The organism is Pseudomonas sp. EU05-FHT14B02 (assembly GCF_058791055.1).
The window spans coordinates 29900-47751 of record NZ_JBYTDD010000022.1 but is presented as its reverse complement, the minus strand read 5'-3'; the positions used below and the strand labels follow the sequence as shown (position 1 = coordinate 47751).

Genomic DNA, 17852 nt, shown 5'->3' with positions numbered 1-17852 from the left:
AAAAAACCTGTGGGAGCGGGCTTGCTCGCGAAGGCGGTGTGTCAGTCGACAGCATTGGTGTCTGATACGCCGCTTTCGCGAGCAAGCCCGCTCCCACACTGACTTTATTCAAGCGACAGATATGCGCATGACGTCACGGTCAGGTATTGGTTTTCAGCTTGGTCCACAGCCTCGTGCTCAACCGTGCGATGGCCGCGGGCAAGTCCTCGACGGTGAACAGCTTGTCCATCACGCTTTTCGGCGGATAGATCGCCAGGTCCTGCTTCACCGCCGGGTCAACGAAGGCATCCGCCGCACTGTTGGGGTTGGCGTAATGGATGCTGTTGCTGATGTTGGCAATCACCTTTGGCTCCAGCAGGTAGTTCATATAGGCGTAGCCGTTGCGCTCATGGGGCGCGTTCTTGGGCATGACCACCATGTCCAGCCACAAGGTGGAACCCTCGTCCGGGATCGAGTAGGCAATATCGATCCCGTTTTTTGCCTCCCTGGCACTGGCGGCGGCCTGCACGATGTCGCCGTTGAAACCGATCACCGCGCAGACGTTACCGTTGGCCAGGTCGCTGACGTACTTGGACGTATGGAAATACTGGACGTAAGGCCGGATTTTCAACAGCGCCTGCTCGGCTTTCTTGTAGTCGGCAGGCTCATGGCTGTGGGGCGGCAGGCCCAGATAGTTAAGCGTGATCGGCAGGATCTGCGTCGGGTTGTCGATGATCGCCACCCCACATTCGCTCAGTTTCTTGATGTTGTTCTGGTCGAAAAACAGGCTCCAGGACCGGGTTACGTCGGTATTGCCGAAGATCGCCTTGATCTTCTCGACGTTGTAACCGATTCCCGCCGTGCCCCACATGTAGGGGTAGCCGTACTGGTTGCCCGGATCGTTGACCTCAAGTTTCTTCATCAGCGCCGGGTCGAGGTTCTTCCAGTTGGGCAACTGGTTCCGGTCGAGTTTCTGGATGGCGCCGGCCTTGATCAGGCGCGACAGGAAGTGGTTCGACGGGCTGACCACGTCATACCCGGTGTTGCCGGTCATCAGCTTCGATTCCAGTACTTCGTTGCTGTCGTGGATGTCGTAGGTCGCCTTGATCCCGGTTTCCTTGTTGAAGTTGACCAGGGTGTCGTCGGCGATGTAGCCGTTCCAGTTGGAAATATTGACGGTTTCGTCGGCATGAGTCGCGGCGGAAAAGGTCGAAATCAGGGCCACAAGGGAAAGCGTATTGACGCGCATGTTGAATCACCTTCGATGGGAAGTGCTTTTGTTCTTGTTGTGAAATGGGTGTTTTCAGATTTCGCTTCTGGCCCGGACCGCCTCCACGCTCATACGCAGCATGGCACCGATGTCGAGCAAGAGCTTGGGCGGCAGCCAGCCGGGTTGCGCCCGCGCGATGACCGATTGCAGCAACGGCGAATCACGACCCGAGGCCAACTCCGCCAGCAAGCGGCCCCACAGCGTGCCCCGTGCCACGCCGGAACCATTGCACCCGGCCACGGCGAAAACGCCCTCCTCGACTTTGCCGAAATACGGCTGCCCGGAACGCGAAGCGCTGAGATGACCGGTCCAGGTGTATTCGATGTCCTGCTCGCCGAGCATCGGGAAACGTCGTTGCAACCCCAGCACATGATGCTGGCGGCGGATCGACAATTCGCTCAATGAAAGATCCCGCGAGCGGTATTCCGCGGTGTTGCGGATCATCACCCGACGGTCCGGGGTCAGACGCACCGTGGCGCCCAACGGACGGGTCGACAGCACGCCCCAGGGCGCTGGCGCACCAAGGGTTTGAAACTCTTGATCGCTGAGCGGCCGCGTAAGGCTGGCGCTGAGCTCCATTGCGAAGGTGCCGCTGTCATCGATGCCCGCGCGCGGGATAAAGGCGTTCAGGCAGACCAATACCTGTTTGGCTTCGACACTGCCGTTTTGGCCCCGGGCGCGAACCCGGCCGTCGCCCAGGCGCTCAAGACCTGCGATATCGGTGTTCTCGTAGACCGTCACTGTCGGCGGCAGCGCATCGAACAAGCCCCGAACGTACTTTGCCGGTTGCAGCAGCGCATTACCGTTGCCGCACCAGATCGCGGCGCGGTAGTGCCGGTTTCCGAGTTTCTCGAGCAATGACGCACCCTGCAGAAATTGCGCGCTGGCGCCAACGGCACGCAGGGTCTGCAGCTTGGCTTCTACGTGAGTCAGCTTGCGTGGGTCGCTGACGGCAAAGAAATAGCCCAACTCCCTGAAGTCGCACTCGATGCCATGGCGGGTAATCTGCTTGCGGACTTCGTCGGCGGCTGCGCGGCCGATTGCCGTATCCACTTGATACCCGGCGAACCCGTCGCTACCCAGTAGCTCCCCGGCAGCGGGATGCTCATGAGCCACCACAAAACCGGAGTTGCGCGCCGAAGCGCCTTGCGCGGCACGCTGGCGGTCAACAACCACGATACGTGCCTGGGGGTGCATTTGCGCGAGCGCGTGCGCCGCACTGAGGCCGGTGATGCCAGCACCGATCACCAGCCAATCGGCTTGCTGCGCGCCTTTGAGCGGCTCGCGCAAGGGGGAACTCCCCGCTTGCGCAATCCAGCCACAGATATTTTCCATGTGTCACCTCAGGTTCTTGTTCTGCGAACCGTCTCGATCCAAAAACAGCCCTGCATGCAGAATTTGCATAAGCTGTTTTCGATGACGGCGGCGATGACTAGAATCTAAAGGCTCATAACGCGGGCAACCAACGTTATTAAATCATCGAGGCATTCTGAAAACGCATGGACAAGATCCGCCACGTCCCCTCGCTGCAGGGCTTGCAGGCGTTGGTCGAGGTTGCCGGGACAGGCAGCTTCACCCAAGCGGCGCAAAAGCTCTGCCTGACCCAGAGCGCAGTGAGCCGACAGATTCAGCAACTGGAGAGCCACTTTGGCCTGCCGCTGTTTGTCAGAAGCAGCCGCAGCCTTCAACTGACCGCCGAGGGCGAACAGGTACTGGCCAGCGCCCGCAGCATCCTTGAACAGTTGCGTACCCTCGAAGACCGGCTCGCGCCGCAAAAACGCCCGTTCCGCATTCGCATGCACGTGTCACTGGCGGTGCGCTGGCTGCTGCCCAAACTGAGCGATTTCTACCGGCATCACCCGGACGTATCCCTGGCAATCGAAACCGTGGCCACCGAAGTGGTCGAGCCGGCCAGCGACAGTGACGCCTACATTCTCTATCTGCCTGAGCCGTCCACAGCGCCCGATTGCCTGACCCTGTTCGAGGAGGCATTGGTGCCCGTGTGCGCACCAGGGCTCGGCACCAACGACCGACCATTGGCTTCGCAAGCAGATCTGTCGGGTTTCGCGTTGCTGCACCGCTCCTCTGATCAACATGACTGGAAGGTCTGGCTGTCAGCCCATGGTGGCATGTCGCTGCATGACTACCGGCACATCCCTTTCAACCTCGACGAACTGGCACTCGATGCCGCCGCCCGGGGCCTGGGCGTGGCGATGACCGACATGACCCTGGCGGGTGAGTCGATTCAACGGGGCGAACTGGTGATTCCGTTTGGTAAGCCGTTGAAGACCCGGGGAATTTACTCGCTGTGCCTGCAACCCTCGGCGGCATCGCACCCAGCCTGCGCACCGGTCATGCAATGGTTTGCCGCGCAAACCACAACACCGCCAGTCAACTAAGCCCCAGAATCTGTGGGAGTTGCGCATCGCAGGACTCAATCATCCTCATGCAACTTGATGCCGCGTTTATGCAACACATAGGGCACCATCAGTACCAGCAGCGTCAGGGCGAGGAAGAATGCCGAGATCGGTTGCGTGACAAACACCGTCCAGTCGCCCTGGCTGATGGACAAGGCGTTACGCAGTTGTTTCTCGGCCATCGGCCCCAGCAGCATGCCGACGATCACCGGGGCGACAGGGAAGTCGAACCGTCGCATCAGCACCCCGCCCCAGCCAATCGCCAACATCAGGAACAGGTCGAAGGATGAGTGGCGCATGCCATACACGCCGATGGTGGCGAATACGAGGATGCCGGCGTTCAGGTACGGCCGGGGGATTTGCAGCAGTTTGACCCACAGTCCCACCAGCGGCAGGTTCAACACCAACAGGATCACGTTGCCGATATACAGCGACGCCACCAATGTCCAGACCAGGTCGGCAGAGGTTTCGAACAGCATCGGCCCTGGTTGCAGGTTGTAGTTCTGGAACGCCGCCAGCAGGATCGCAGCGGTAGCGGACGTCGGGATGCCCAGGGTCAGCAACGGCACCAGGGACCCGGTCGCGCTGGCGTTGTTGGCCGCTTCCGGGCCGGCGACGCCTTCGATGGCGCCCTCTCCCTTGTTGGCGGAAAACTCCTTCGGGTACTTACTGAGCTTGCGCTCAGCGGAATAGGACAAAAAGGTTGGAATCTCGGCGCCACCGGCCGGAATCGAACCAAACGGGAAACCGATCAGCGTGCCCCGAAGCCACGCGGGCACCGAGCGTTTCCAGTCCGCGCGGGTCATCCACATCGAAGTCAGGCGATGCCGTCCTTCGTTTGACTCCCCTTGATAGAGCAGGCTGTACAAGGCCTCGCCAACCGCGAACAAACCGACCGCCACCAGCACCACTTCGATGCCGTCCACCAGTTCGGGCACGCCGAGGGTGTAGCGGGCAATGCCCGAGGTCGAGTCCAGCCCGATCAAACCGATGGTCAACCCGACGCCGAGCGAAGCGAACCCGCGCAGCATCGAAGCGCCGAGCACTGCCGACACGGTGGTGAACGACAGCACCAGGATCGCGAAATATTCGGTCGGCCCAAAATTCAGGGCCAGCCTGGCCACGACGGGTGCGAACAGGGTCAGCAAAACGGTGGCGATGGTGCCGGCGACGAACGAGCCTATCGCCGCCGTTGCCAGCGCAGGTCCCGCCCGGCCGTTGCGCGCCATCAGGTTGCCTTCCAGGGCCGTGACCATGGAGGACGATTCACCGGGTGTGTTGAGCAGGATCGAGGTGGTCGAGCCACCGAACTGCGCGCCGTAATAGATACCGGCGAACATGATCAAGGCGCCGGTGGGGTCGACCTTGGCGGTGATCGGCAACAGCAGGGCCACCGTCAGCGCCGGACCGATCCCCGGCAATACGCCGATGGCGGTGCCGAGCAGGCAGCCGATGAACCCCCACATCAGATTGATCGGCGTCAGTGCCGAGGAAAACCCCATCGCCAGGCTTGAAAGAATGTCCACGGTGTCGATCTCCTTTCAAAGCCAAATGTTGATCAGCGACGGCAGGGAAACCCCCAGCCCGGCGTTGAACAGCCAATAGATCGGCAAGGTCAAGGCAATGCCGATGGCCAGGTCCCGCACGGGATGACGGCTGCCAAACCCCCGCGCCGAACAGGCGAACAGCAACCCGGCGGCCAGCACGAAACCGATCAAGTTGATCAGCAGGGCCACCCCCACCAACCCTCCAGTAACCCAGGCGGCTCCGGATTTACCGCCAGGGATCGCACCATTGCCGCTGTCCAGTTCGCGAAAACCGCCGGTGAGCGCCTGATAACTCAGCAACAGGCCCACCACACCGAGAAAGCCGGCGACAATCCAGGGGTAGACGTAAGCCGGCAGAATCACGAAGCCCATCTCGGGTGGAAAACGGGTGGCCCCCACGGCCAGCAAGGCGCTAAGGGCGATCAGTCCAAGGCCTATCGCCAATTGCGTCGGTACGATTGCGCGTGACCCGGCCATCTCAAAGGAGCCCGACCTTGACCAGCATCGCCCGCAGACGCACGTGCTCTTCGTCGACGAATTTGCCGAAGTCATCACCGGTCAACACGCTCTCGGTCCAGGCATTGGTTTTGATGTTGTCTTGCCAGACGTTGCTTTTGCTGGCGGCCACGACCGCGTCGGTCACTTCTTTACGCTGCTCGGCTGTGAGGTTCGCAGCACCGTAGACACCGCGCCAATTGCCGATGATCACGTCGTAGCCGCTTTCCTTGAGGGTCGGCGCATCGATCCCCGGGACACGCTCGGGCGCACCGATGGCCAGCACCCGGATCTGGCCGTTCTTGATGTATTGACCCAGTTCGGCGTAGCCCCCGGTGAGCACCTTGATCTGGCCGCCCAGGGTCTGGGCCACGATTTCACCCCCGCCGCCGGTGGCGATGTAATTGACCTTGTTGACCGGGACATCCAGTTTGCCCGCCAGCTCGGCGATGCCGATGTGGTCGATCGACCCCTTGGAACCACCGCCAAAGGTGACGCTGGTGGGCTTTGCCTTGAAGTCCTTGATCAGGTCATCGAGGGTCTTGTAGGGCGAATCCTTGCGCACGGCAATCACGTTGTACTCGGTGAACAGCCGGGCAATGGGCGTCACATCCTTAAGGCTGATCTGCGGTTTGTTCTGTTCGATCCCCGCGACCATGATCGCGCCGACCACCAGCAATGCGTTCGGGTCACCCTTGGTGCTGTTGGCAAATTGCGCCAGCCCCAGGGTCCCGCCCGCCCCGCCCTTGTTCTCGAAGGTCACGGCCTTGGCCGTATTGGCTTCGACCATGGCCTTGCCCAGCACCCGGGCGGTCTGGTCGTAACCACCGCCCACCGAGCCCGGGGCCATGAATTTCACGGTATCCAGCGCGAAGGCTGGTGCGACCAGCACCGCAGCGGTCAAACCGGCGGCCATGCAGCGACTGAAACGACGGATCAAGGCGGACATGGGATCTCCTGATTGCATTGTTTTTATCGGTGCCGCTTGCCCATCGAGGTGTGTGATGAACCGGGGCCTGCAAACAAGCTTAGGCCATGGATTCATGGGTTGACTTGTTTTGCTGAAACCATCCGCCAAAGGCGCCGCCCCCCCTTGTGAGAGCCCCCACAGGTTCTCGGTGTTCCATTGCGACAAAACAATGCTCCAGGGTACGTGTCATGGCCTAACCTCATTGGCTAAGTGACCAACAACCCGTCGAGCTCGCCGATGCGCAATGTCTTGAAGTCAATGATTTACGTCGTCTTCGCGGTCCTGGTGGCAAGCCCGGGATGGCTGCTGGCGGGGGATATGGCCGACGCGCCTGCGCCTGCTCCTGCACCTGCCCCCGCTCCCGCAGCCCCGATCATCAGCATCTCCGACAGCGAATTGCTGGGGGTGCAAAACCAGCTCAACAGCCTCAAGCAGCAGGTTTCCCAGGCCAGCAATTACACCCAGCTGGAAAGCTCACAGGACCAGGTTCAAGTACTGATTCAGGAGATTGAACGCCTGTCCACATCGCTGCTGCCTGGACAGGCGCAATTGCAGGCTCAACTGAACGTGCTGGGGCCCGTGCCGCTTGACGAGAACGTACAGCTGACAACTGCAATTACCACCCAACGAGACGCCCTCGGCGAGCAAAAAAACAAGATCGACAGCCAACTCAAAACCCTGGCCGCGCTTAAAATAAGTGCCGCCGAGCTGATCACCCAGATTGCCAGCATTCGGCGCAGCTTGCTGGAAGCGGAAGTGACCCAGCAGACCAGCAGTATCCTGAGCCCGAGATTCTGGTCGCCATTGTTCGCTCTTCCGATCGAGGACCGTCAACGTTTCAGCGCCCTCATCGAGCAACTCAAGGTCACGCACCGGGCCGCCTGGCAACCCGGACAACGCGGGATCACGGCCACCCTGCTGATCCTGGCCCTGGTCATATGGACCGTGGGTCGAAACCTCGCCGGCCGGGTTCTGGCGTGGCTGTGCTTTCATCGAATGCCTGCAGGCCGGCTGCGGCGCAGCTCCCTTGCGCTGGCGTCGGTGATGGCGACGGTGCTGACCGCAGGCATCGCCCTGCAACTGCTGCATTTTGCCGGAACCCGGCAACTGCCCTACCCCCCCCTGCTGGCCGACCTGGCGCAATATCTGGAAAAGCTGGCCTATACCTGCGTACTGATCACCGGATTGAGCCGCGCACTGTTGTCCACCAGACATCCTTCCTGGCGCCTGCCCGATATTGCCGATCCGGTGGCACTGGCGATGGAGCCCTATCCGAGGTTGCTGGCCAGCCTGCTGCTGGTGCTGGTAACCCTGGTGCAGATGAGCAATGTCACCGGCATGAGCGCTGAAGTGGTGTTGTTCGGTCGGGGCATCGTGGCATTGGTCGCGGCACTGGTAATCGGTGCGCTGCTGTTGCGCGTCAGCAAGACGCGCAGAGACCTGATCGTTGCCGGAGAAGCCCCCGAAGGCGTCACCACCTTCGCCGGCCTGATTTACACGTTCACGGGCGCTGCCGTGGTGGTGTCCCTGTTTGCCCTGTTGATCGGCTACGTGACGATGGCCCGGTTCATCACCTATGAAATGGTCTGGATATTCATCATCTGCGCCGGTTTCTACCTGCTCACACAGGTCTATCAGGACACCTGCGACTACGTTTTTTCGCCCCGGCAACCCACCGGCAAGACCATCAAACAGCTGCTGGGCATCGGCAATCCGCGCCTGGAACAGATCTGCACCGTGTTATCCGGGGCCGGCCGCGCCATCCTGATACTGATTGGCCTCATTGCACTGTTTGTCGGAGGGATCGGTACGACACTCGGGCAACTGGTCACCGGTACTGTGGCCGTACTCGGCGGTGAAGGGCTGCGCAAGCTGAACATCGTCCCGGACAATTTGATGCATGCCCTCCTGACACTGATGATCGGTGTCTACCTGATTCGCACTCTGCGCCGCTGGCTGGATCGCGAATTCCTGCCGAAAACCGAGATGGACCCGGGCATGTGCGCCTCGCTCAGCACCCTGTTCGCCAACATCGGCTACGTGTCCGTCGTCCTGCTCACGCTGGCGTCGCTGGGGATCAAATGGACCAACCTGGCCTGGATCGTCAGTGCCCTGTCAGTGGGTATCGGCTTTGGTCTTCAGGAAATCGTGAAGAACTTCATCTCCGGCCTGATCCTGCTGACCGAGCGCCCGGTGAAGGTCGGCGACCTGATCAGCATCAGCGGCGTCGAAGGCGACATCCGCCGGATCAATGTGCGGGCCACGGAAATACAACTCGCCGACCGCTCGATCATGATCGTGCCCAACTCCCACCTGATTTCGCAGAACCTGCGCAACGTCACCCTCGGCGGCAGCGCCCAGGGCGTGGTGATACTCGAACTGATGTTCCCGTTGGATATCGATCCGGAGCTGGTTCAAAACCTGCTGATGAACACCTACACCGAACATGAATCCATTCTGGATAAACCAGCGCCGTTCTTGCGCTTCAGTCAGCTGAAACCCGAAGGCATCACATTGACCATCACCGGCTATGTCGGTAGCCCACGCACGGTCGGCGCGATCAAGAGCCAGCTGCTGTTTGAAATTCTCAAGCGGTTGGGGGCCGCCGGGATTGAACTGACGAAACCGCCTGCTGTGTGATGCATTGAAAGTGCTAAAGATGCGAGCGTAGCCTTACATGGACAACTGGCGTTTGAGATGGACTTCGCTATCCAGATGTATCGCCTGCAAAAAAGAACGGTCGTGAGAGACCACGATCAATGCCCCTTGATACTGATTGAGCATTTGCTCCAGCGCGATTCGACTAGGCAAGTCCAAATGGTTGTCTGGCTCGTCCAGCAACAGCAACTGAGGTGGCCGCTGTGCATATAACTGCGCGGCGAGCGCAATTTTCAGGCGCTCGCCGCCACTCAATTGGCAGGTCTTGAGCATCGCTCGATCCGCATCAATCCCCATCTGAGCCAGACGGGTCCGCGCCTCTGCCTCGGGCAACTGCGGATTGCTCTCGTAGAGCCATTGCACCGCCGTGCGTTCGGGGTACTGCAACCCGGCGTGTTGATCCAGCCAACCGACATGGCAACTGCGGATGAGTTCGCCTTCGTGCACCGGCAGTTGGCCAGCGATCACTCGCAACAGGGTCGACTTGCCGCTGCCGTTGGCGCCCAGGATCGCCATGCGCATAGGCCCGGTCAGCGTCAGATTGACCGGTGCCGCGTAACCGTACGGGAGAATCACGTCCTTGAGTTGCACAATCAGCTTGCCATTGGGCACTACGCTTTCCGGAGACAACATCATGCGTTGAATGTCCGGCGCGCACCGCGCACGGGCCTCGGCGATACGTTGTTGTTGCTGCTCCCGGGCCTCCTGTTGATTGAGGCGCAATTTTCCCTGACTGTTTTCACTGCGCTCTTTCTGGGCGTTGGTGATCAGCCTGGTCTGATTGCCGTCACGGGCCTGACGGTCGCCGCGGGCATTACGCCGTTGCTGACGCTCCATCTGCACGACCATTTCACGTTGCTCACGCTTGGCCTGCGCTCGCTCCCCTTGCAATGTCGACTGGAACGACTGCTGCTCTTGCTCGCGTGCCGCCGCATACTGACTGTAGTTGCCGCCATAAACCGCAAGCCCCAATGGCGACAGCTCGACGATTTCGTCCACGTGCTCCAAAAGCCCCCGGTCGTGACTGATCAACACCAAACCGTTCGGCCAGCGATCGATCTGCTGCGCGAGCTTGAGTTGCTGATCAATATCCAGGTGGTTGCTGGGTTCATCGAGAATGAGCCAGTCGGCTCTGGATAACCACGCCCCCAGCAGCGCCACCCGTTGCCGTTCGCCCCCACTGAGTGCGTCGGTGCGCGCGTCGGCATCCAAATGACCCAGACCGATCTGCTGCAGCTCCGCCTCAAGGCGGGTGGCGCAATCCCATTGATCGACCGCCAGCGAATGGTCGTCTTCGTCGACGCTGCCTTGGGCAATGCTATCCAGCGCCCTCAGAATATGGTCGACCCCGGCCAGCGCGGCAACGCTGGGATAGCGCTCGGGTTCCAGTAACTGCGGCACGGCGTAAATCCGCCCTTCGCGACGGACGATGCCGCTGGTGGGCCGTTGCTCCCCCGTCAGGAGCCGGCCAAGCAAGGACTTGCCACAGCCATTGGCGCCGACGATTCCCGTGGCCCTGGTACTGAGGGTGTGGTTCAAGTGATCGAACAGCACGCGCCCGTCAGGCAGGTTGAACGACACTTGATCGAGTTGGAGTAACCGTTGAGTCATGGCGCCCATACAACCAACAAACCGCATTGATCGCAACAACAGCCATAATTTTCAGAAAGCTCCGTCAGACTCATGCTGAAAATTCACTGCCACGCGGGGCAATAATCATTCACTTAGTCTTCTAAACGAATATCGATGGCATGAGCCGTTTTTAGATGTTTTGCCTGAGCCGCAATGGCACTGGTAACACAAGCCCCTTTAGTAGCTGGCGCAGCCGAACGTAAGCTGCGCCAAATGCTAGATGTGCCTCAATGTGCGATACACACCGACTTGAGCTCGGTGTAAGCCTCGATCACCGCACGGCCAAACTCACGGCCCATACCCGATTGTTTGATACCACCGAACGGCATCGCCGGGTCGAGCAGCACGTGGGCGTTGACCCAGACCGTACCGGCTTCGATGCGAGGCACCAGGTTCATGGCCTTGCCCAGGTCGTTGGTCCACAGGCTGGCCGCCAGGCCGTAGCGGTTGTCGTTGGCCAGTTCGATCACGGCGTCTTCGTCGTCGAACGGCATCACGCCCAGTACCGGGCCGAACACTTCTTCGCGGGCCACGGCCATGCTGTGGTCGATGTCCGCCAGAATGGTCGGCTGCACGAAGAAACCATCACCCTCCAGCAACTCGCCACCAGTCACCACCCGCGCACCTTGCTGGCGGGCCAGTTCGATGTGCTTGAGCACGCTTTGTTGTTGCTTGCGCGATACCAGCGGGTTGATTGCCGCGTCGCAATTCATGCCGGCGCCAATCGGCATCGAAGAGACGGCGGCGGCCAGGGCTTCGACGAATTGGTCGTGGATCGAACGGTGCACGTAGAAGCGCGAGGCCGCAGCGCAGACCTGGCCGTTGTTCAGCAAGCCGCCGAGGATCGCGCCTTGCACGGCTTTTTCGATGTCGGCATCGGCGAGCACGATCATCGGGTTCTTTCCGCCCAGTTCCAGGGAGAAGCGCGTCATGTTCTCCATGCACGCCACGCCGACGCTCTTGCCCACGGCGGTGGAACCGGTGAACGACACTTTGCTCACCAAGGGATGCCGGGGCAGCACGCCGCCAACGGAGGCGCCGCCACCGGTAACTACGTTGAATACGCCAGCCGGGATGCCGGCTTGCAGCGCCAGTTCAGCCAGGCGCATGGCGGTCAGCGGGGTTTCCATGGCTGGCTTGATGATCACCGTGCAACCGGTGGCCAGGGCTGGCATCAGCTTCCAGGCGGCGATCAGCAGCGGGAAGTTCCACGGCACGATGCCGACCACGACACCGACCGGCTCACGCTTGGTGAACGCGGTGAACTTGGCACCCGGTGGCAGCGGGATCGACACATCGAAGGTCTGGCCTTCGATCTTGGTCGCCCAACCGGACATGTAGCGCATGAACTCCACCGTGGCGTTGAGGTCCAGGGCGCGGGCCATGTTGATCGACTTGCCCTGGCTCAGGGTTTCCAACTGGGCCAGTTCTTCGGCGTGTTCTTCGACCAGGCGGGTGAAGTTCAGCAGGATGCGTTCACGGTCTGCCGGGCGCAGGCTCGACCACACGCCGGACTTGAACGCCTTGTGGGACGACTGCACCGCACGCTCGACGAGTTCCAGCGGTGCATCCAGGGTTTCGCACAGGGTTTTCCCGGTGGCCGGGTTGACCACGGCAATGCTGTCGCCCTCGGCAAGCACCCACTGGCCGTCAATGAAGCAGCCGTGACGACGTTCGAGGAATGCAGCAACCTGGGGCAGGATTTCAACGTTGCTCATAATTCACCTTTCATTCAGACGATGTGTTCAGGCGCAAATCCGGCCTGATCAGTGTTGTTCTTTGAGGAAGCACGCGACCGCCTGGCGGTCGTCGGCGGAAGCCAGGCCCATGTAGGGCATGTAGGTGCCCAGCACGAAAGCCTGGGGTTGGGTGATCAATTGCGTGATGTTCTCGGCCTGCCAGTCGACGTCTTTGTCGCGCATGGCCTGGGAGTAGCTGAAACCCGCCAGCGAGCCGGACTTGCGCCCGTACACACCGAACAGGTTCGGCCCCATCATGCCGGTCGTGCCCTTGGTCACCGCGTGGCAGACGCTGCACTCAGTGGCAAACACTTCGGCACCACGGCTCGTGTCCGGGGCGCACTCGGCGGCGGACACCGCCTGAACCAGGGTGAAAGACAGCAAACCGATCACGGGCAAACGCAGCGAAGTGAACATAGGAAAACGACCTTGAAAATCCACGCGCCCGCCAGCAGGCGAACGCCAACACTAAAAATGCCGAGGCAACGGTGCTTCGGCAGGTTGTCAGGGATTGTCGGTGGTCGCCGGCACGCAGGTTTTGCCCTGCGTGCCAGTTGTGTTGGCCGGGCTGCCAAACCGGGGAATCTGGCATGCACAACCAACTAATTGGCAAACAGGGAAAAGGGTAAACAATAGCCGCGCCTTAGTATCCGGACAGACCGCAAACCTGCGCTCAAGAACAAGAACGGATGCCACACCATGCTCAAGTCCCCCTTGCTTCGTCTCTCGACGCTCGCGCTGATGATCAGTGCCGGCAATGCCGGTGCCTATGAACTCTACGCCGATGACGACAGCCATCTGAACGCTACCCTCGAAGCCGTGTTCGGCATTTTCCACAGCCAGGAAAACTACGCCCTGTCCGGTCGCCTGAATGAAGGCAGCTCGTCGTGGCGCGAGGGCTACATCAAATACGGCTTGAGCTTCGATCAAGGCCTGGGCGGTGTGGGTACCGCGTACGGCGCGGCGAACATGCTCAGCTCCGGCACCTGGGGCGATGGCGATGCCGCCGGCTTCTCCGATGGTTCGGAACGCACCACCAAGTTCGAAGACGCCTACCTCGGCTGGCGCTCGGCCGATCTGTTCGGCGCGCTGGGCAGTGACGGCGTCGACCTGTCCTTCGGTCGTCAGAACATTGTGGTCGGTGACGGTTTCCTGATCGACGGCGACGCGCTGAACATGGGCAAAGGCCTGGCCGACGGCGAATTCAACCGGGGCGGCGCCTATTACCTGGCGGCACGCAAGGCCTTCGACGAAACCGCCGTATTGCGTCTGGGCGGCAAGGAAGGCTGGCGCAGCGACCTGATGTGGCTCAAATCCGACAACCGCGCCCAGGCCAAGACCGAAATGTACGTCGGCACCCTGGAGCACGTGGCCGAGGCCGGTACGGTCGGCCTGACCTTCATCAAGACCACGGATATCGATGAACAGTACGCCTCGCCGATCCAGCTCGAACGCGACGGCATGAAGACCTACAGCCTGCGTGCGGCGGGCAACGCCGGGGTGAAAGACCTGTTCCTGTCCGGTGAATACGCCAAGCAGGACAAACCTCACACCACCAGCGAAGACGCCTGGTACCTGGAGGCCGGCTGGACCTTCTCCGACGCAGTCTGGACGCCTAGCGCAAGCTACCGCTACAGCCGCTTCTCGGAAGGCTACGACACCCTGTTCTACGGTTTCAGCCGTGGCTACGGCACCTGGTTCCAGGGTGAAGTGGCGGGCAACTACGCCGGGCCGTTCAACAGTAACTCGCGTATCCAGAACGTCACGCTGAAAGTCTCGCCGCTGGAGAACCTCACCGTCGGCGCGATGTACTTCAACTTCGACACCATCGACCGCAACCTGGGCAACACCGATGGCCACGAAGTCGACCTGTACGCCGAATGGCACGTCAACGACCACCTGACCGTGATGCCACTGGTGGGCATCTACCAACCGGACAAGAGCGCCGAAGACGGTGGTACCCAACTGGGTAACAACGACAAGAACGTCTACGCCCAGGTGGTGTTCGCCACCGGCTTCTAATCTCGGCCGCGGGCAGTGGCCACGCCATTGCCCGCGTGGAAAAAGGTATTTCCAATGCACAGAACATTCCTGACGATCCAGAGCAAGATCGCCCTGCTCGCTGGTCTCTGCCTGCTGTTGGTCGTCGGCTTGTTGATGGGTTTGTCGCTCTATCAGACCCACAAGAGCAGCCGGCAAGTGGCCGAGGCCAGCGGCGACATGCTCGCCAATGCGGCCAGGGAACACATGCAGGCCCTAGGCAAAGTGCAGGCCATGCAAGTGCAGCGCACCTTCATGCAGACCCACGAATACGGCCAGGGGTTATCGCGCTACTTGTTGTACCTGCGACAGTTGCAGCATCAGGGCAGCCTGACTCGCCCGCAACTGCGCCAGGAACTCAGCACCCAGCTTCACCAAGCCTTGATCGACAAGCCCGACCTGCTCGGGCTTTATGTCATTTTCGAACCCGGTGGACTCGACGGTGCCGACGCCGACTTCGCCGACCAGGCCGCCTTGGGCAGCAACGAAGCCGGACGCTTTGCGCTCTATTGGGTGCAGAGCAAACCCGGCGAGCTGCAGGCGGTCATCGGTGACGAAGGCCTGCTTGCCAACACTGAGCCGGGCCCCAGCGGTGCACCGTACAACGCCTTCTACACCTGTGCCCGCGACACCGGCCAGGCCTGTGTGCTGGAACCTTATTTCGACGAGGCCTCCGGCAGCCGCAAACTGGTGACCAGCGTTGCCTTCCCGCTGCTGGAAAACGGCAAGGTCATTGCCGTGGTGGGACTGGATATCAACCTCGCCGCCTTGCAACACAACAGCGAAGCCAGCGCCCGTGAACTGTTCGATGGCAACGGCCAGATCAGCATCGTCAGCCCCCGTGGGGTGATTTCTGCCAACAGCCAGGACGTCGGTCGCCTCGGTCAGCCAATGGACAATGCCGAAGTGATGGACAGCCTGCGTCAGGGCCAGCCAAAAGTGTTTGTCGACGCCCGGCAAATCAAGGTGCTTGAACCGCTGGCGCCGATTGCCGGAGCCGCGCCATGGGGCGTGTTGGTCGGTGTGCCGCAGAACGTGTTGCTGGCACCGGTCACTACGTTGCAGAAAGAACTCGATGCCCAGGGCGTGCAAAACACTGCACTTGAACTGCTGCTCGGTGGCGGCTCGGCCCTGCTCGGCCTGTTGTTGATCTGGTACACCGCGCAACGCATCACCCGGCCGCTGCAAGTGCTGACCCGGGTCATGGAAGACATCTCCCTCGGCGAAGGCGACCTGACCCGTCGCCTGCAAGTGCAATCGCGAGATGAAATCGGTCAACTGGCGACCGCCTTCAACCGCTTTGTCGAGCGCATCCACCATTCGATCCGCGAGGTGTCATCGGCGGCGCTGGGGGTGAACGAAGGCGCGCTGCGGGTGCTAGATGCTTCAAACTCGTCGATGAGCAATTTCGACGATCAATCCACCCGCACCAACAGCGTGGCGGCGGCAATCAACCAGTTGGGCGCGGCAGCGCAGGAGATCGCCCATAACGCCTCCGATGCCTCGCATCAGGCCACCAATGCCCGGCAACAGGCCGAGGATGGACGCCAGGTGGTGCAACGCACGATCGAGGTAATGAACGAACTGTCCGGCAAGATCAGTGCCTCCTGCGCCAACATCGAAGTGCTCAACGACAAGACCGTGAACATCGGGCAGATCCTCGAAGTGATCAAGGGCATCTCCCAACAAACCAACCTGCTGGCGCTCAACGCGGCGATTGAAGCCGCGCGGGCGGGTGAAGCGGGTCGTGGGTTTGCGGTGGTGGCGGACGAAGTGCGCAGCCTGGCCGGACGCACCCAGGCCTCGGCGCTGGAGATCCAGCAGATGATCGAAGAGCTGCAAGTGGGCGCGCGGGAGTCGGTCACCACCATGACCGAGAGCCAGCGCCACAGCGAAGAAAGCGTCACCATCGCCAACCTCGCCGGCTCCCGCCTTGGCAGCGTGACCCAGCGCATCGGCGAAATCGACAACGTCAACCAGTCCGTCGCCGCCGCCACCGAAGAACAGACCGCGGTGGTCGAGGCCCTGAATGTCGACATCACCCAGATCAACACCCTGAACCGACAAGGCGTGGAGAATTTGCAATCGACATTGAGGGCTTGTACCGAGCTGGAGCAACAGGCGGCGCGGTTGAATCAGTTGGTGGGGAGTTTTCGGATCTGAAATTTTGGTTGCCTGATACGCCGTCATCGCGAGCAAGCTCGCTCCCACAATTGGATTTCTGCCGCACACAAAATCCGTGTACACCGCAGATCCCCTGTGGGAGCGGGCTTGCTCGCGAAGAGGCCCTCACAGCCAATATCAGTGAAGGCTGACACGCTGCTTTCGCGGGCAACCCGGATCAGGCTCAAGACGGATCGAGACGATCCAGCGCCCGATTCACCGCCAACTCCCCCAGCATGATGACTTGCGCGATGCCCAGCAGGGTGTTGCGGTGCGTGCCTTCCAGAAAACCCGCCAGGTCATGGGCCATGACACTCGCCGAGGCCAGCGATTCGCAGGCGTGGGCCAGCAGGGTTTCGGTGTTGATGGCGGGGTTGATGGTGAAGAGTGTGGAGGGTTTGTGCGGGCTGCCCATGATGTGAGCGGCCGGGTTGGGGCAAGAGTCGGTATTCGGTGGATCAGGGGTAACCTTCAACATCCTTCGGTCTCCAGAACTGGAGCCGTCACCGATTCGCTGCTAAACGATGGGTGGCGGCTGTACGCAGGTTAGCAGACCGGGGAGACGCGAAACCGGCGCGCCCGAGGGCGCCCTGCGCACAGCTGCCATCAAGTGCAGGGATGGGGAATACCTGACTGTCTGGACTGCCAATGCGTCTCATGTCACCACGGGCTGCTAAACCCGATCACTGGGAATCAGTGACGCGGACCAAGTTACCGATGGCCTCCAGGGCGCACAAGCCGGCGGATTCTGGCTTAGCTGTAGGCAATGACGCAAGGCGTTGTGGCTTGCAGGAAGTTACTCCTACAACCGTTAAACATGCATTCCAAACTGGCACCGCCATCGCGAGCAAGCTCGCTCCCACAGTTGATCTCAGTCGTACACAAACTTTGTGTTCACTACAGATTCCTGTGGGAGCGAGCTTGCTCGCGATGAACGATAAC

The 17852-nt window shown here is 60.9% G+C and carries 12 protein-coding genes and 2 pseudogenes; 5 read left to right on the top strand and 9 right to left on the bottom strand.

Annotated elements, in window-relative coordinates:
• Positions 1-139: 139 nt before the first annotated feature.
• The gene (locus AC3WTM_RS19950; protein ID WP_102672511.1) at positions 140-1228 is read right to left on the bottom strand and encodes a polyamine ABC transporter substrate-binding protein; all 1089 of its coding nucleotides are present in this window, start codon (positions 1226-1228) and stop codon (positions 140-142) included.
• A gap of 54 nt (positions 1229-1282) precedes the next feature.
• Positions 1283-2584, bottom strand: coding sequence for an NAD(P)/FAD-dependent oxidoreductase (locus AC3WTM_RS19945; protein ID WP_102672510.1), 1302 nt, complete (start codon positions 2582-2584; stop codon positions 1283-1285).
• Positions 2585-2748: 164 nt separating this feature from the next.
• Between AC3WTM_RS19945 and AC3WTM_RS19940 the strand changes: the two genes are divergently transcribed.
• The gene (locus tag AC3WTM_RS19940) at positions 2749-3648 is read left to right on the top strand and encodes a LysR family transcriptional regulator (RefSeq protein ID WP_102672509.1); all 900 of its coding nucleotides are present in this window, start codon (positions 2749-2751) and stop codon (positions 3646-3648) included.
• 35 nt (positions 3649-3683) lie between these two features.
• Here the strand turns inward: AC3WTM_RS19940 and AC3WTM_RS19935 are convergent, their stop codons facing one another.
• The 3 genes from AC3WTM_RS19935 to AC3WTM_RS19925 are packed head-to-tail and all read right to left on the bottom strand — an operon-like array spanning position 3684 to position 6657.
• Entirely contained in the window at positions 3684-5192 is a 1509-nt protein-coding gene (locus AC3WTM_RS19935) for a tripartite tricarboxylate transporter permease (protein WP_102672508.1), read from the bottom strand.
• A 15-nt stretch (positions 5193-5207) separates the two neighbouring features.
• The gene (locus tag AC3WTM_RS19930; RefSeq protein WP_102672507.1) at positions 5208-5690 is read right to left on the bottom strand and encodes a tripartite tricarboxylate transporter TctB family protein; all 483 of its coding nucleotides are present in this window, start codon (positions 5688-5690) and stop codon (positions 5208-5210) included.
• Between the two features lies 1 nt (position 5691).
• On the bottom strand, positions 5692-6657 hold the full coding sequence (locus AC3WTM_RS19925; RefSeq protein WP_492587636.1) for a Bug family tripartite tricarboxylate transporter substrate binding protein: 966 nt from the start codon (positions 6655-6657) through the stop codon (positions 5692-5694).
• Positions 6658-6915: 258 nt separating this feature from the next.
• On the opposite strand from AC3WTM_RS19925, the gene AC3WTM_RS19920 reads away from it, so the two are divergent.
• Positions 6916-9318 carry a DUF3772 domain-containing protein gene (locus tag AC3WTM_RS19920; RefSeq protein ID WP_102672325.1) on the top strand — a complete coding sequence of 801 codons (2403 nt, stop codon included), beginning with the start codon at positions 6916-6918 and terminating at the stop codon, positions 9316-9318.
• A 33-nt stretch (positions 9319-9351) separates the two neighbouring features.
• On the opposite strand, the gene AC3WTM_RS19915 is transcribed toward AC3WTM_RS19920, so the two are convergent.
• From AC3WTM_RS19915 to AC3WTM_RS19905, 3 genes are all read right to left on the bottom strand, one after another.
• Entirely contained in the window at positions 9352-10947 is a 1596-nt protein-coding gene (locus AC3WTM_RS19915) for an ABC-F family ATP-binding cassette domain-containing protein (RefSeq protein WP_102672327.1), read from the bottom strand.
• 248 nt (positions 10948-11195) lie between these two features.
• Positions 11196-12686 carry an aldehyde dehydrogenase family protein gene (locus tag AC3WTM_RS19910; protein ID WP_102672324.1) on the bottom strand — a complete coding sequence of 497 codons (1491 nt, stop codon included), beginning with the start codon at positions 12684-12686 and terminating at the stop codon, positions 11196-11198.
• A 48-nt stretch (positions 12687-12734) separates the two neighbouring features.
• Positions 12735-13124, bottom strand: a complete 390-nt coding sequence (locus AC3WTM_RS19905) for a c-type cytochrome (RefSeq protein WP_102672323.1) — start codon at positions 13122-13124, stop codon at positions 12735-12737.
• A 282-nt stretch (positions 13125-13406) separates the two neighbouring features.
• Here AC3WTM_RS19905 and AC3WTM_RS19900 point away from each other — a divergent pair, with 282 nt between their 5' ends.
• The 3 genes and pseudogenes from AC3WTM_RS19900 to AC3WTM_RS19890 form a co-directional block, all read left to right on the top strand.
• The gene (locus tag AC3WTM_RS19900) at positions 13407-14729 is read left to right on the top strand and encodes an alginate export family protein (protein WP_102672322.1); all 1323 of its coding nucleotides are present in this window, start codon (positions 13407-13409) and stop codon (positions 14727-14729) included.
• 54 nt (positions 14730-14783) lie between these two features.
• Positions 14784-15509 (top strand): annotated as a pseudogene (locus AC3WTM_RS19895) (cache domain-containing protein); the annotation flags it as partial.
• 369 nt (positions 15510-15878) lie between these two features.
• Positions 15879-16910: pseudogene (locus AC3WTM_RS19890) on the top strand (methyl-accepting chemotaxis protein); the annotation flags it as partial.
• Positions 16911-17094: 184 nt separating this feature from the next.
• On the opposite strand, the gene AC3WTM_RS19885 reads toward AC3WTM_RS19890, so the two are convergent.
• Positions 17095-17388: a DUF6124 family protein gene (locus AC3WTM_RS19885; protein ID WP_102672320.1), complete on the bottom strand. Its 294-nt coding sequence runs from the start codon at positions 17386-17388 to the stop codon at positions 17095-17097.
• Between the last annotated feature and the right edge of the window lie 464 nt (positions 17389-17852).

What these genes read in the sequence shown, in the direction of transcription:
- AC3WTM_RS19950 (WP_102672511.1), bottom strand. Translation starts at nt 1,228, where the DNA reads ATGCGCGTCAATACGCTTTCCCTTGTGGCCCTGATTTCGACCTTTTCC.
- AC3WTM_RS19945 (WP_102672510.1), bottom strand. Translation starts at nt 2,584, where the DNA reads ATGGAAAATATCTGTGGCTGGATTGCGCAAGCGGGGAGTTCCCCCTTG.
- AC3WTM_RS19930 (WP_102672507.1), bottom strand. Translation starts at nt 5,690, where the DNA reads ATGGCCGGGTCACGCGCAATCGTACCGACGCAATTGGCGATAGGCCTT.
- AC3WTM_RS19925 (WP_492587636.1), bottom strand. Translation starts at nt 6,657, where the DNA reads ATGTCCGCCTTGATCCGTCGTTTCAGTCGCTGCATGGCCGCCGGTTTG.
- AC3WTM_RS19915 (WP_102672327.1), bottom strand. Translation starts at nt 10,947, where the DNA reads ATGACTCAACGGTTACTCCAACTCGATCAAGTGTCGTTCAACCTGCCT.
- AC3WTM_RS19910 (WP_102672324.1), bottom strand. Translation starts at nt 12,686, where the DNA reads ATGAGCAACGTTGAAATCCTGCCCCAGGTTGCTGCATTCCTCGAACGT.
- AC3WTM_RS19885 (WP_102672320.1), bottom strand. Translation starts at nt 17,388, where the DNA reads ATGTTGAAGGTTACCCCTGATCCACCGAATACCGACTCTTGCCCCAAC.
- AC3WTM_RS19905 (WP_102672323.1), bottom strand. Translation starts at nt 13,124, where the DNA reads ATGTTCACTTCGCTGCGTTTGCCCGTGATCGGTTTGCTGTCTTTCACC.
- AC3WTM_RS19940 (WP_102672509.1), top strand. Translation starts at nt 2,749, where the DNA reads ATGGACAAGATCCGCCACGTCCCCTCGCTGCAGGGCTTGCAGGCGTTG.
- AC3WTM_RS19900 (WP_102672322.1), top strand. Translation starts at nt 13,407, where the DNA reads ATGCTCAAGTCCCCCTTGCTTCGTCTCTCGACGCTCGCGCTGATGATC.
- AC3WTM_RS19920 (WP_102672325.1), top strand. Translation starts at nt 6,916, where the DNA reads ATGCGCAATGTCTTGAAGTCAATGATTTACGTCGTCTTCGCGGTCCTG.